Annotated in this window: 12 protein-coding genes; 4 read left to right on the forward strand and 8 right to left on the reverse strand. The window is 61.0% G+C overall.

The window, feature by feature from the left end; all coding sequences use genetic code 11:
• Positions 1 to 53: 53 nt before the first annotated feature.
• The gene (locus P4U43_RS00265) at positions 54 to 1694 is read left to right on the forward strand and encodes a glycoside hydrolase family 13 protein (protein ID WP_277356928.1); all 1641 of its coding nucleotides are present in this window, start codon (positions 54 to 56) and stop codon (positions 1692 to 1694) included.
• Between the two features lie 31 nt (positions 1695 to 1725).
• Here P4U43_RS00265 and P4U43_RS00270 read toward each other — a convergent pair whose 3' ends face one another.
• Positions 1726 to 2811: an IS110 family RNA-guided transposase gene (locus P4U43_RS00270; protein WP_277356929.1), complete on the reverse strand. Its 1086-nt coding sequence runs from the start codon at positions 2809 to 2811 to the stop codon at positions 1726 to 1728.
• A gap of 185 nt (positions 2812 to 2996) precedes the next feature.
• On the opposite strand from P4U43_RS00270, the gene P4U43_RS00275 reads away from it, so the two are divergent.
• From P4U43_RS00275 to P4U43_RS00285, 3 genes are all read left to right on the forward strand, one after another.
• A complete protein-coding gene (locus P4U43_RS00275; protein ID WP_277356930.1) occupies positions 2997 to 3317 on the forward strand; it encodes a hypothetical protein in 321 nt (106 codons plus the stop codon).
• Between the two features lie 227 nt (positions 3318 to 3544).
• Positions 3545 to 4783, forward strand: a complete 1239-nt coding sequence (locus tag P4U43_RS00280; protein ID WP_277356931.1) for an AGE family epimerase/isomerase — start codon at positions 3545 to 3547, stop codon at positions 4781 to 4783.
• The gene (locus P4U43_RS00285; protein WP_277356932.1) at positions 4783 to 6204 is read left to right on the forward strand and encodes a phosphomannomutase/phosphoglucomutase; all 1422 of its coding nucleotides are present in this window, start codon (positions 4783 to 4785) and stop codon (positions 6202 to 6204) included. The genes P4U43_RS00280 and P4U43_RS00285 overlap by 1 nt, the downstream gene beginning before the upstream one ends.
• Before the next feature lie 39 nt (positions 6205 to 6243).
• Here P4U43_RS00285 and P4U43_RS00290 read toward each other — a convergent pair whose 3' ends face one another.
• The 7 genes from P4U43_RS00290 to P4U43_RS00320 all read right to left on the reverse strand — a co-directional run bounded on the left by P4U43_RS00290 (position 6244) and on the right by P4U43_RS00320 (position 13418).
• Positions 6244 to 6987: a sulfite exporter TauE/SafE family protein gene (locus P4U43_RS00290; protein WP_277356933.1), complete on the reverse strand. Its 744-nt coding sequence runs from the start codon at positions 6985 to 6987 to the stop codon at positions 6244 to 6246.
• A complete protein-coding gene (locus P4U43_RS00295; RefSeq protein ID WP_277356934.1) occupies positions 6987 to 8426 on the reverse strand; it encodes an NAD-dependent succinate-semialdehyde dehydrogenase in 1440 nt (479 codons plus the stop codon). Before P4U43_RS00295 ends, P4U43_RS00290 begins: the two co-directional genes overlap by 1 nt.
• 59 nt (positions 8427 to 8485) lie before the next feature.
• The gene (locus P4U43_RS00300; protein ID WP_277356935.1) at positions 8486 to 9301 is read right to left on the reverse strand and encodes a carbohydrate ABC transporter permease; all 816 of its coding nucleotides are present in this window, start codon (positions 9299 to 9301) and stop codon (positions 8486 to 8488) included.
• A gap of 4 nt (positions 9302 to 9305) precedes the next feature.
• Positions 9306 to 10268, reverse strand: a complete 963-nt coding sequence (locus P4U43_RS00305; protein ID WP_277356936.1) for a carbohydrate ABC transporter permease — start codon at positions 10266 to 10268, stop codon at positions 9306 to 9308.
• Positions 10265 to 11500: an ABC transporter substrate-binding protein gene (locus tag P4U43_RS00310; RefSeq protein WP_277356937.1), complete on the reverse strand. Its 1236-nt coding sequence runs from the start codon at positions 11498 to 11500 to the stop codon at positions 10265 to 10267. Before P4U43_RS00310 ends, P4U43_RS00305 begins: the two co-directional genes overlap by 4 nt.
• Before the next feature lie 117 nt (positions 11501 to 11617).
• A complete protein-coding gene (locus P4U43_RS00315; protein WP_277356938.1) occupies positions 11618 to 12502 on the reverse strand; it encodes an aldolase in 885 nt (294 codons plus the stop codon).
• Between the two features lie 16 nt (positions 12503 to 12518).
• Positions 12519 to 13418: a carbohydrate kinase family protein gene (locus P4U43_RS00320; RefSeq protein ID WP_277356939.1), complete on the reverse strand. Its 900-nt coding sequence runs from the start codon at positions 13416 to 13418 to the stop codon at positions 12519 to 12521.
• Between the last annotated feature and the right edge of the window lie 37 nt (positions 13419 to 13455).

A 13455-nucleotide genomic window follows, 5' to 3' on the forward strand; every position in this document is an offset into this window, starting at 1 on the left:
CGCTGCCCCGCGCTACTTCATAGACACTCACCCGCAAACTCTTCGAAGGATCCATGAAACAGCCGCATACTGACGCCGCTAACTGGTGGAAGAACGCAGTCATTTACCAGGTGTACCCCCGTAGTTTCGCCGATTCGAACGCGGACGGCATCGGCGATCTTGCCGGTGTCACCAGTCGTCTGGAATATCTTGCCGACCTCGGCATCGACGCGATCTGGCTCAGTCCCTTCTACCCGTCTCCCCTTGCTGATGGCGGCTATGACATCTCGGACTACCGCGACGTCGACCCGCGCCTCGGCACACTGGAAGACTTCGATCAACTGACCCAGGCAGCTCATGCACTGGGAATCAGGATCATCGTCGATATCGTGCCAAACCACACCTCGGAACAGCACCCCTGGTTCCAGCAAGCCCTCAGAGCCGGTCCCGGATCACCCGAGCGTGACCGGTACATCTTCCGTGACGGCAAGGGCGCCGATGGTGAGGAACCACCCGCGGACTGGCAATCACACTTCGGAGGCAGCGCATGGGAACGCACCGAGGACGGCCAGTGGTATTGCCACCTTTTCGCGAAGGAGCAGCCGGACCTGAACTGGGGCAATCAAGAAGTAAGACAGTACTTTCTGGACACGCTGCGTTTCTGGTCGGACCGCGGAGTCGACGGATTCAGAGTCGATGTGGCGCACTCTCTGGCAAAAGATCTATCCGAACCCCTTCGGAGCCAGCCCTACCTCGACACCCGCATCCCCGTAGACGGAACCGACCCCCTCTACGACCGCGACGAGGTTCACGCCATATACGAGACCTGGAGGCAGGTCTTCAACGAGTATGACCCGCCCCGAATGGCCGTCGCTGAAACCTGGCATCCCACAAGTAAGAGGACATATCTCTACGCCCGCCCAACTGAACTGGGCCAGGTCTTCGACTTCTCTCTGCTCAAAGCGTCATGGGGAGCCGCGGACTTCCGAGCCGTTATACAACGATCCATTGACGACCACCACGGCGTCGGCGGCGGACTGACTTGGGTGCTTTCGAATCATGATGTTCCCCGCCACGCCTCAAGGTACGCTCTTCCCGCCGACATCCATCCGGATCAATGGCTGATCAGCAACGGAACCAATCCCATCGTTGATCAGAACCTTGGGCTGAGGCGGGCACGCGCAGCCACGCTCATGATGTTTGCGCTGCCAGGGTCGGCCTACCTATATCAAGGGGAAGAGCTCGGGCTTCCAGAGGTTCCCGATCTTCCCGAACGCGCTTTGCAGGACCCGGTATGGTTTCGAACGGGGCACAAGCTCAAGGGCCGTGACGGATGTCGGGTCCCGCTGCCATGGACCATCGCCGGACCATCCTGCGGATTCGGAGCCACAACAGCATGGTTGCCGCAGCCAACGGAGTTCGGAAAGTACTCCGTTGAAGCCCAGCAGGGCGTCGACGGGTCAACATTGGAAATGTACCGGGAAGCTTTGCGGCGCCGCCGCGAGACTCCATCTCTTGCTTCCGCGGATTTCGCTTGGATCGATGATCTGCCGGCTGGGATCGTCGGGTTTAAACGCGGTAACGGGTTTCAATGTCTCATGAATACCGGAGTGGAATTCCATCCCCTGCCCCCAGGAGCGCAGGTACTCTCCGCGAGCAGCCCGCTCACTTCGAAGGGCATGCCGACCGACTCTACCGTCTGGCTTTCCGTTTAGTCCGTCTCTGCTGTCAGCCAGTCTGCCGTACTCACGTCGTCCCAGAGCGGTGAAGAAGGTCTCTCTTAAGTGCGTAGTAGAGCTCGCGGGTGACGAAGCGTTTGAGGCTGCGGATTGCGTCCGCCGAGGAGTGCCCTTGGGCGCGTTTGCGGTCGCGGTATGCCTGGGACCGGGGGTCGTAGCGAAGCCGGCAGATGGTGACGAGGTAGATGGCTCGATTGGCCCGTCGGTTTCCACCGCGGTGGAGGCGCATGCGGTGGGTTTTGCCGGAAGAGACTGGGATGGGTGCGACGCCGCAGAGCCTAGCGAAGGCTGCTTCGCTCGGAAAACGATCGATGTTTTGCCCTGCGGTGATCAACAGTTGGGCGACGGTGATGGGGCCGACCTGAGGTAGTGCGACAGTGGTCGGTGCGACCGCTTCCACGAGTTTGGTGATGTGTTTTTCGGTGGCGTTGATCTCGGCGGTGAGGTTGAAGATTCGCCGACCTAGTTCCCGGAGTACGTATTTCACCGCGTGCTCGGGCTCGTCCAGCCGCGAACTGTCCGGGCGCAATGCGCGTGCCTGCGTTGCCTTGCCTTCGAGCGTCTTAGCGTCGAACCGTTCGCGCATCCCAGTGGGTGCTGTGACGAGGACGTCGCGGAGTTGCACGAGTGCAGCGGCACGCGACTTCACGGCTGAGTCCCGGAGTAGGTGCAGGTTGCGGATGGCTTCGACGGCACCGGTGGTGTCTTTAGCCGGGGAAGAGCATTCCCCTGACATGACTTTCCGAGCTGCTGCTTCGGCATCAATAACATCGTTTTTGCCGGAGCGGCTGCGGGTCAGGCGGTGCCCCCGATTAACTTCGACAACGTCGACGCCGGCAGCCAAGAGGTGCCGAGTGAGGCCGGCTCCATAGGAGCCGGTGCATTCCACCCCGGCAGCGTTGATGATGCCATAGCTAGCAGCCCAATCCAGAAGCTCCTGGTAGCCGGCGATATTAGTCGTGAACTGCCTGTCACCGAGCAGTAGGCCATACTGGTCGAGGACTGCAGCGTGGTGCAGCTGTGAGTGGGTATCCACGCCTATCGTGACGGTGGTGACCGGCCGGGTGGTTGTTTCAGTCGTTGTAAGCGTCATGCGTCTCGTTCCTGTCGATGGGGACGGTGGCGAGCACGGGTGACCGGGCCGGGCGGACAAAGCACTGAAGAGCCTGAGTTCGCCACGTTCCTATCAAGTCACATCCCGTCCGGCCCGGTCGCCATAGGTCAGTGGCAGGGAAGGCGAGCCGACACGTCTCCTCATAGACCAGCAAGCACCGGAAAATGCCAGCCGTCACGCAGCGGGTAAGTCAGGAACCCCTCCCCTGCCACCAGTCCCATCTTTCCTCAGTGCTGTTGCGGGACATCGAAGCCATGGCCGAGTCTGTGATGGCGTTGGAGACGAGAGGCGATTACGGTGACCATGCGCGCGTTATGCGTCTTCTGGCAAAGGAGCCGGAGCTCCTTGTGTGGGCGGCCGCTCAGGATCAGGAGTTGGCCGGCGAGTTGCGAGCTCGGATCGCTTCTCAGGTTGAGGGCAAGGTCGATTCGCTGACCGAGGTGGCGGTTGCGGTGTGGCGGGCGTCGTGGGCGCGCTGCGGTTAGCTCGCGGCGGGCGGGAAGGCGTATGGCCCGGCGCAGGTGTATCGGGAGACGCGTGCGGAGCTGCGGCGGGTGGTCGGATAGCGATGTGAATCCGCGGTGATGCTCCGTCGCGGCGCCACCACCCTGTGTCCGAATTCCAACTTTATCTGGTGGATTTCTGTCATCTGACGTTAAGATAGAAACGGGTCGCTGTTCAGTGGCTGCAAAAGCATCAGAGAGGACACACAATGACGTGGCTGAACAGTGCCGCCCACGCTCGATGGCTCGAGGCGGAAACCGACCGGCTTTTCACATTCGCTGCGGGGTCCAAGGTGCCGACAGGTTTTGGTTGGCTCGACAATCACGGTGCCGTATCCCCTGACAAACCGACTCACCTCTGGATTACTGCCCGGATGATTCACAGCTTCTCGGTCGCCGCCCTGATGGGGCGTCCGGGTGCTGGATTACTCGTCGACCACGGCATCGCCGCCCTCAACGGGGTCTTCCATGACGATGAATTCGGTGGTTGGTTTGCTGAAGTCGACGACAACGGACCGGTGAATGACACAAAGTCCGGTTACCAACACTCTTTCGTGCTCCTTGCTGCTGCCAGCGCTGTTGCTGCAGGGCGACCCGGAGCCCAGGAACTGCTCGACGAGGCTCTGCGTATTGCTGATACCAAGTTCTGGGACCACGAATCTGACATGTGTTTCGACTCGTGGAACCGCGACTTCACGGAAACGGAGGACTATCGCGGTGGAAACGCGAGCATGCACTCCGTGGAGGCCTACCTCATCGTGGCTGATGTAACCGGGGAGAACCGTTGGATCGAGCGCGCCCTTCGCATCGCCGAGGTTCTCATCCACAACTTCGCCCGCAACAACAACTACCGGGTGTTCGAGCACTTCGACGCCGGGTGGAACCCGCTGCCTGAATACAACACCGATGACCGGGCCAGCCAGTTCCGAGCCTATGGCGGGACTCCGGGTCACTGGATTGAATGGTCACGGCTGCTCCTTCACCTCCGCGCCGGACTCGAGGCTCGCGGAATGGATGCACCAACATGGCTTCTTGAAGACTCACAAGGTTTGTTCGACGCCACCATCCGCGATGCCTGGGAGCCGGACGGCCATCCTGGCTTTGTTTACTCGGTCGACTGGGACGGTAATCCCGTGGTGACCACCCGCATACGATGGGTTCCCGCAGAGGCCATCGGTGGTGCAGCAGCTCTATACAGTGTCACCGGAGATAAGAAGTATGCCGACTGGTATGAGCGCATCTGGGATCACGCCCGGGACTGGTTCATCGACTACGAGCACGGGTCCTGGAAGCAGGAGCTCGATGAGAACGGCGATGTCACCTCGACTGTGTGGTCGGGCAAGGCTGATGTCTATCACCTCTGGCACTGCCTCGTGATTCCGCGCCTTCCGTTGGCGCCTGGGCTTGCTCCGGCCCTCGCAGCAGGCCTTCTGGACGCGCACCTCTGATGCGAGTGACTAGCAACCCAACCATCGTTGACCTTTCGACGTCCTTCAAGGCGTACGACGTCCGCGGCATCGTGGGCGAATCCATCACTGCCGAGATAGTCGAAGCGGTGGGGGCCGCATACGTCGACGTTCTACAGCTTGAGGGCCAGACCATCCTGGTGGGCGGGGACATGCGTCCCTCCTCTCCCGAATTCAGCAAGGCATTCGCTCAGGGAGCCGCGGTTCGTGGCGCCAACGTTGAACTGCTCGGTTTGATCTCCACTGATGAGCTCTATTTCGCGAGCGGCTTCCTGAACCTTGCGGGTGCTGTCTTCACCGCCAGCCACAATCCTGCGGAGTACAACGGCATCAAGATGACCAGGGCCGGCGCGGTGCCGATCTCTTCCGAGACTGGCCTTCGGGACATTCAGCAGCTCGCAGAGCAGTACCTGATGAGCGGTGTCATCCCCGCCGCCGGCCGCCGCGGTGAGATCGGTACGCGGGACGTGCTCAAGGATTACGCTGAGTACCTTCGGGGGTTGGTAGACCTGTCCGGCTCACGGCCCCTGAAAGTAGTGGTCGACGCCGGAAACGGCATGGCCGGCCTTACCACCCCGGCAGTCCTGGGCGACGCCCTGCTGCCCAAGCTTCCGTTCACCGTCATTCCTTTGTACTTCGAGTTGGACGGCTCCTTCCCCAACCATCCAGCCAACCCGTTGGAGCCGGAGAACCTACGAGATCTGCAGGCTGCGGTGGTCAACCACGGCGCCGACATCGGTCTGGCGTTCGACGGCGACGCGGACCGCTGCTTCGTGGTAGACGAGAAGGGACAGCCTGTTTCACCGTCGGCCATCACCGGCATGGTGGCGCGGCGCGAGATAGCGCGTGCACAGGAGCAGGACGAGAAAGTTCCAACTGTCGTCCACAATCTTCTCTGCTCGCGCGCCGTCCTTGAGCTGGTGGAGCACGACGGCGGGCGTGCCGTCCGCACGCGCGTGGGGCATTCCTTCATCAAGACGGTCATGGCAGAGGAAGGTGCGGTGTTCGGCGGCGAGCACTCAGCTCACTTCTACTTCCGTGACTTCTGGAACGCGGACACCGGCATGCTGGCTGCGATGCACGTCCTGGCCGCTCTCAGCGAGCAGGACGCGCCCCTGTCCGAGCTTGGGCAGGAGTATGAGCCGTACGTCAGTTCGGGGGAACTCAACTCAGAGGTAGCGGACAAGGTGGCCTCCATTGAGCGTGTGCGGACGGACTTCGCTTACGACGACGTAGCCATCGACACCCTGGACGGCAGCACGTTCACTGCCAACGACGGCAGCTACTGGTTCAACCTGCGCCCGTCCAACACCGAGCCGTTCCTCCGCCTCAATGTTGAAGCCACGGACCGCAGCACAATGGAGAGAATCCGGGACCGGGTCCTGTCCATCGTGCGGGGCTAACCGGATGTCCGCCTCTTCCGGCGGACAACTACCCGCGCATCAGGAAAGTGCATCCAGGACTCCACGGCCTATGGTTGCTACCGCGCCGAGGTAGGCCAGAACGATGAGAACTATCTGTGCGGCTCGGGGTGAAACGCGTTTGGCGAAGATCTCTCCTATGGCGAGGCCGACCAGGCAGGCGAGGGAGATCGCCAGCCACATCTGCCAGGAAATGTCGGGGAATTCTGCGGGTGTCGTGACTGCTTTCGCTGCCAGCGACAGGGATCCGATGGTAAAGAAGTAGGGCTGCATCGTTGCTGCGAACGAATGGTGTTCCCATCGGGTGGCCATGGAGTAGATGCTGACGGCGGGCCCTCCCACACCTGCGGAGGTGTTCATGAACCCGCTGAGCGCGCCGGCGGTCCAAAGGTAACGCCTCTTGGGCTGGAGATGCGCGGAGCGCAGCGCCAGCAGGACCGTAAGCCCGGCTGCAAGGAGTACGCCGATCCCTATTTGAAGCACTGCCGCTGGCACTACCCGCACAGCGAGGGAAGCAGGAACGATGCCGATGAGGGCCGCCAACGTCAGGATGGCGTAGGTCCGCCAATTGACAGTGCGGAAGACCCTGAAGAAGATGGCTCCAGCTGTCACCGCGCCGCACAGATTCACCAGGATGACGCCTTCAACCGGTCCGAGGAGAAGGACCAGGAATGGGGCTGCGACCAGCGCAAACCCCATTCCCGTGAAGCGCTGCATGCCGGCACCAACGACGACGGATGCCAGCACCAGAGCGCTTGTGGTCATTATGGTTTCCAGGCCACGTACTGGATCTCCTCGAACTCCTCCATTCCCAAATCGGCGCCTTCGCGTCCGAGCCCTGACTGCTTCATGCCGCCCATGGGTGCGAAAGCGACGGAGGGAAGGGGGTCATTCACTCCCACGATGCCGGCTTCGATTCGCCCTGGTAGTTCCCAGCCGCGTCGCGCGGACTTCGTCCATACGTAGGCTGCCAGCCCCATCTCGGTGGCATTGGCCTTCCGGATGGCGTCCTCTTCATCCGAGAAGGTGACGATACCGGCGGCCGGCCCGAAGACTTCCTCCGTGACCAACGGTGCATCAGCGGGTACATCCGTGAGAAGGGTGGGAGCGAGAAAGGAGCCCCCGGTGGGGGCTTCGGTCCTGTGTGTGACACGCCGGGCACCACGGTTCAGCGCGTCGTCGACCAGTGCCTGCACCGCCGACACCCGCTCGTCATCGATGAGGGGGCCCAGATCCGGCACGGGCGAGCCGTCGCCCGGAGCGCCGTGACCGATGGTGAGCGCGTCGAAGCGCTCCCCCAGGCGCTTGGCAAACTCCTCCGCGACTCCTTGCTGCACGAGGAAGCGGTTGGCGGCCACGCAGGATTGGCCGCTGTTGCGAAGCCGTCCGAGAACTGCGCCTTCTACCGCCAGGTCCAGGTCCGCGTCGTCGAACACAATAAAGGGTGCGTTTCCTCCCAACTCCAACAGTGGACGGATGATGCGCCCGGCAGCCTGGCCCATGATCTGGCTGCCGACTCCCGTCGATCCGGTGAAGCTGACGGCCCGAACTGCCGGGTGCTGAAGGAGGGCAGCGGTGGTGGCCCGTGACGGGCCATGGACGAGGTTGACCACACCGGCCGGGAAGCCCGCGTCGGTGAGCACTTCGAACAAGCCGGTTGCTGCTAGGGGAGCTTTTTCGGACACCCGACCGACAACCGTGCACCCGGCGGCCAGTATGGCCGCGAGCTTGCGCGCCTGGATGGAGACCGGGAAGTTCCAGGGAGTCAGGCTCAGGACGACGCCGATCGGCCTACGGACAGACATGTGCCTCCGCCCGTGCAGTTCAGGAGGGCGGATGGTGCCGGTTGCGCGACGGGCTTCCTCTGCGAACCAGCGGAAGTACTCGACGGAGAAGTCAACTTCTCCCTGGGCTTCAGGCAACCTTTTCCCGGCCTCCATCGCCAGGACGAAAGCCAATTCGTCCCTGCGCTCCGCCAGGAGATCGGCTGCTTTCCGAAGCAGATCTCCCCTTTCCCTTGCCGTGGTGCTGGACCAGGCAGGGAAAGCGGCTGCGGCAGCATCAGCGGCGGCTTCGGCGTCCTGCGCCGAACCCCAGGCGACTTGTCCGATGACAGCGCCGTTACCGGGATCGATGACGTCCTTGGTCTCGTCGCTGCCGTACCAGGTGCCGTTGACCAGGTGCTGGGCTTCTTTGAGGTTCACGTGTGATTCCCTTTCCTACAGGTGAGTATTTGGCGCCTTCGGCGGTTAGTCCGCCGTCGTCATCCCTTGTTTGCCCCGGCAGTGATTCCGGCGACGAAGTAGCGCTGCAGGAAGATGTAGGCAACGACAACGGGCAGCGAAGCCATAATGACGCCGGCGAACAGGAGCGGATAGTCGGTCTGGAACTCACCCTGGAAGCTCAGCAACGCCAAGGGAAGGGTGCGGTTCTCGGGCGACTGTATGAACAGCAGCGGGTAAAGAAGCTCGTTCCAGTGGATGACGAACAGGAAAATACCCGCCGCTGCCAGGGATGGGGCCGACAGCGGAACGGCTATGGACGCGTAGGTACGCCAAGTGCTCGTGCCATCTATTGCAGATGCCTCGTATAACTCGCGCGGTAGCGTTCGCATGAAACCGCCCAGGATGAACACGGCGATCGGAAGAGTTGATACGACGTTGGCGAGGATTAGACCGATAAGTGTGTCTAGCAACCCCAACCGTTGGAACAACACGTAGAGCGGCACCATGTTGGCTTGAGCTGGAATGGCCATGCCGAGCACGAGGAACCCGAAAATCGCCCACGACCAGAAACCTTTCATGCGGGCAACTGCGTATCCTGCCAAACTTGCGAGAAACAATGTGATCGGCACTGAACAAGCCGTGACGATGACGCTATTTGTAAACGATCGGCCAAGGTTCTGAGCGCCGATAACCTCGGCATAAGCGTCGGGGGCCAACGACTGCGGGAAGCTGAACGGCCCATCGAACAATTCCTGTGTCGACTTGAAGCTTCCGAAGATCACTACGGTGAGCGGCACGATAATGATGATTGCGTAAACGGCTAGGAAGCCGCGGCGAGTGAGTGAGCTGAGCATGCCGTTACTCCTGTTTCTGAGTCAGCCGAAGCACTCGTCGCTGCAGCCAGGTCACGAGGGCGATCAACGCCATGAATATGATGGATTGTGCTGCCGCATACCCGAACTCGGCGTTGGCAAAGGTGCTGTAGATACGGGTGGAAAGAATGTCCAACGAAGCCTTTGGAGGATTTCCCGCAATGCCAAGAATCAAGTCGAATGCCTTGAAAGATTGAATCGTGGTGTAGGCCACGACGATCGCAGTCGCAGGCGCAACGAGCGGCCAGGTAATGGACTTGAATTGTTGCCACTTACTCGCGCCATCTATATCGGCGGCCTCGTAGAGTTCACGCGGAATGCCCTGCAATCCGGCCACATAGACGACCATCATCTGGCCGGCATGAAACCATACCTGCGTCACGGCAACCCAATATAAGGCTTGAGCGTCATCGCCCAAATAGGAACCCTGCAATGCGCCAAGACCAACCGCTTCGAGGACTGTGTTGCCCAGCCCGAAGTTCGGGTCATAAATGAATTTCCAGATGAATGCGACCGACACCGAGGACAGGATGGTCGGGAAAAAGAACAGCGCCCGAAGAAGGATATTCCCCCGTGAGTTGCCGGTGAGCATCAGCGCGAGGATAAGAGAGAGAACTGTCTGGCAGACGACCACCACAAGCATGAACTTGAGGTTGTTCATCAGGGCGTTGGTGAATAACGAGTCTCCAGTAAACGCGCGGACGAAGTTGTCCAATCCTACATAGTTGAAGGTGGCCGAGAAGCCATTCCAGTCCGTCAGGGAGTATTGGAAGGCCTGCAATGTGGGCAACGCCAGAAAGATCAGGATGACGAGAACGGCAGGCAGCGGGAATAGGTAAAGCGAGGGGCTCACCCGTGTGGGCGACTTCCGCTTTTTCTCCCCTGCCGGATCTCCCGACTGAGTATCAGTGGTGCCGCCTCGCTGGGTGCCGGGCGTGCTGATACTCATACTCGTTCATCCACGATCTTTTGCGCCTCGGCCGCAGCCTGCTCGGGACTTGCGCCGGCAATTACTGCAGTGCCGCTGGCTTCCACCGCGTTGCGGACGTCGAGGTTGTTGAACTGGAATCTCGGAGCCAAAGCGGTGTTCCGGCTGAGCCAGGGACTGAGCTTCTGAAGGTCCTCGTTGGTGTACTCCACGCCTGCCACTGCAACATGCTGCGCTGTCTCATTCGCGTAGTACCCGGCATTCTCGGGCTTGGAGAGAAAATTGACCCATTCCATGGCAGCGGCTTGGTTATCGCTGCCCGAATTGACACCCAAGATGAACGTCGCGTTATATACGCCCTCATACTTCGGAGTACCACTTGTCGCAGTGTTGGGGAAGATGAGCTCCATGGGAAACTCGGCACCGAGTTCACGGACGGCGGCGAGGTGGTAGGAGCCGGTTGCCAGCATCGCGGCCGTACCCTGCGTGAAAAGGTTCTGGGCGGGTTCGACAGCCGTGCCTGTGGAATTCGGCTGGAGGTAGGGAATGAGCTGCTGGTACTGCTCAAGCATCCCGATGAACCAGTCATCCGTGCACTTGAGCGTCCCCTGTTCGATCTGCGCACACATGTCCTCGGCCGGCGCCACGTTGACGATCATGCAGTTGAAGAGCTGACCCCCGTTTCCTACATCGCCACCCGGCCAGGAGATCGGTGTTACTCCAGCAGTCTTGATGGACTCGCAGGTTCCGAGGAATCCGTCCCAGTCTTTCGGTGCGGGGTCGGCCCCTGCTTTATCGAAGATATCGAGGTTGATTAGCGGCATCGGGAATACCACCTGATATGGGAGCCCGAGCTGAAGATCTTTGAAGCGTCCAGCCGCCAGAAGATCGCGCTCATATTGAGAAGCAGCGTCACTCGTGGTGAGGTCAGTGTATAAACCAGCCTCAGTGAAGTTCGAGAACTGGGACCCACGGAAGGATGCGAATGCGTCGCCGATGGCTGCTCCGCGAAGCTTCTGCAAGCCTTGAGCGTTGTAGTCGTTGGATGTTGAAATGTTTTGGGTGAGGCCGACCTCCGGGTACTCAGACACGAATTTTTTGATCAGCTGGTCAAAAACTTCTTTGTCCTCACCCCGCCAGTGGGCAAAGGAAACTTCGCCAGTGATGTCTCCATTGGCCGGGGCTGTGAAGCCGCCAGTAGTGCCTGCCGTGGTTCCCCCCGGGCCGGCGCATGATGCTACTGCGGCCCCCATCCCTAGGGCTCCAAATAGTCCAAGTGCCTGCCTGCGCGATATCTGACTCACGATGTTCTCCTCTTTGAGTTCGGCTGGGTGTGCTGGTGTAAATGGGATCGAAGTATTGCTGGGTAACTAAGCTGTCGTCTTCTGGGCCGAGACAACCTCGTCAACCACATCGCAGAGGCGCTGCAGCCGACGGACGGCGTCCGTGGAGAGCGACTCCACCAGATCGGGGGAACCAATGCAGGACGCCCAGACTGCTCGTCCGGACAGGAAACCGCTGGCGCCTTCAAGGCACGCCCATCGGACCGCGTCGGGGAAGACCTCCTCAGGCACTCCTGAGGAAAGCACGACCCACGGTCCATCGATAGTCTGTGTAAGTTGGGCGCATGCTGCCCGAACCTCGGCTTCGGGAGCCAAACCTTTGAACGGCACCTCGGCCTTGTACAGGTCGGCGCCCAAACTGCCCAGTTCCTTAGCGGCGGCCAGGATACCGGCGTTCCAGTCAAACTCGCCTCCGGCTAGGGGCTTGCGTGAGACCGGTTCAATGATGCTGATTAGTCCGGCGGAATGGCAGGCCTCCACGAAATCGCGCACCATCGCGACTCTGCCTTCGGCGGGCTCGTCCGGGCGGTAGAGCACCAGTAGCTTGAGGGCCTTAGCACCGAGTGCCGCGTACTTGTGGGGGTCCACCAGTCTGTCGATGGTGACGTCACCAACGAGTTCGCCGTGCGCAGACTCGAAGTGGTCGGCGGAGGCGATGAGCCCGCAGTTGGAGTCCACCACGCCGGCCTCGATGGCCTGATCCAGGGCGAATTGCCGATCAATGAGGACACCAGAGGCATGAGGCGTCAGAATGCGTACGGCTTCAAGTTTGAAGTGGCGGAGGTCATCGTCCGTCACGTTCTCATCGGTATGTTCGGCGAACATATTCCGCATGGCCTCACGTTGATCCACAGCGAGCATGGCGAAGGCACCCGACGGGCGCTGGAGGGGGGAAAGGTCGATTGTGCTCATGGGCTGCTTCTTTCAGCTAGGCGGTGGTGTGTGCGGATAGAAATTCGGGGAGGGCCTGGCGCGGTATCTTTGAGCGCCCGTCCAGGCCTGCGCAGGATGCGGAGGCAGTGCGGCCTGCGAAGCGGGCTGCTTCCACGAGGGACAGTCCGCCCGCGACGGCGGCGAGGATGGCTCCGTGGTAGACGTCGCCTGCGCCAAGGGTGGAAACGATGTCGGCGGGAGTTGCGGGGACGTGGACCGGGTCACCGCCGCATTCCATGACCCAGGCGCCCTCCGAGCCGGCGGTCGCCACAACGGCCGTAGCGCCGTCGTCGATGGCCTTTTGCAGGAGCGCTTGGGGAGCAAGGTCGTCCCCGTACTCGGCGCGGAGGCGTTCGAGCGTGGGAACGTAGAGTGCAACGCCCTTGGGGCTGAAGGAGGAAATGGGGTTTCCGGCGTCCACACTGATACGCAGATTGGGAACGTTCGCGATGCTGTTCCAGCCCAGGTGGTCAACGTGGACCCAAGCGGCAGTGCTCAATAATTCTTGGAAGCGACTGCGTGCGGGAAAGCTGACCGGGGGTACGGGCCGGGTGACGATTGCCCGGCTTTCGGTGGCCCGGCTCACCACGATCACGCTGGCACCGGTTTTGACGTTGGCGTCCCGGATAACGGCTGACGTGTCGACGCCTTCAGCTTCGAGTCCGCTGATGATGCGGTCTCCTTCTTCGTCTGTACCGACAACACCGGCAAAAGCCGTCTGGGCACCAGCGCGGGCTGCGGCTACTGCTGCCGTTGCTGCGGGGCCGCCACCGGCCGTGATGAAGTCGGAAGCAACGGTGCGGCTGTCTGCGGCCGGGTATTCCTGCACCAGGGCGACGGAGTCAAAAGTGGCGCATCCTACGAAGAGCAGGGTTCCGGATGACGATTGGGGCACGTTCCACCTCGTTGTAGGTTCGGCTGGTATTGAGAAA

The organism is Arthrobacter vasquezii (assembly GCF_029455255.1).
Classification (GTDB): Bacteria; Actinomycetota; Actinomycetes; order Actinomycetales; family Micrococcaceae; genus Arthrobacter_D; species Arthrobacter_D parietis.

What these genes read in the sequence shown, in the direction of transcription:
- P4U43_RS00305 (WP_277356936.1), bottom strand. Translation starts at nt 10,268, where the DNA reads ATGAGTATCAGCACGCCCGGCACCCAGCGAGGCGGCACCACTGATACT.
- P4U43_RS00315 (WP_277356938.1), bottom strand. Translation starts at nt 12,502, where the DNA reads ATGAGCACAATCGACCTTTCCCCCCTCCAGCGCCCGTCGGGTGCCTTC.
- P4U43_RS00290 (WP_277356933.1), bottom strand. Translation starts at nt 6,987, where the DNA reads ATGACCACAAGCGCTCTGGTGCTGGCATCCGTCGTCGTTGGTGCCGGC.
- P4U43_RS00275 (WP_277356930.1), top strand. Translation starts at nt 2,997, where the DNA reads ATGCCAGCCGTCACGCAGCGGGTAAGTCAGGAACCCCTCCCCTGCCAC.
- P4U43_RS00270 (WP_277356929.1), bottom strand. Translation starts at nt 2,811, where the DNA reads ATGACGCTTACAACGACTGAAACAACCACCCGGCCGGTCACCACCGTC.
- P4U43_RS00265 (WP_277356928.1), top strand. Translation starts at nt 54, where the DNA reads ATGAAACAGCCGCATACTGACGCCGCTAACTGGTGGAAGAACGCAGTC.
- P4U43_RS00310 (WP_277356937.1), bottom strand. Translation starts at nt 11,500, where the DNA reads ATGGGGGCCGCAGTAGCATCATGCGCCGGCCCGGGGGGAACCACGGCA.
- P4U43_RS00280 (WP_277356931.1), top strand. Translation starts at nt 3,545, where the DNA reads ATGACGTGGCTGAACAGTGCCGCCCACGCTCGATGGCTCGAGGCGGAA.
- P4U43_RS00285 (WP_277356932.1), top strand. Translation starts at nt 4,783, where the DNA reads ATGCGAGTGACTAGCAACCCAACCATCGTTGACCTTTCGACGTCCTTC.
- P4U43_RS00300 (WP_277356935.1), bottom strand. Translation starts at nt 9,301, where the DNA reads ATGCTCAGCTCACTCACTCGCCGCGGCTTCCTAGCCGTTTACGCAATC.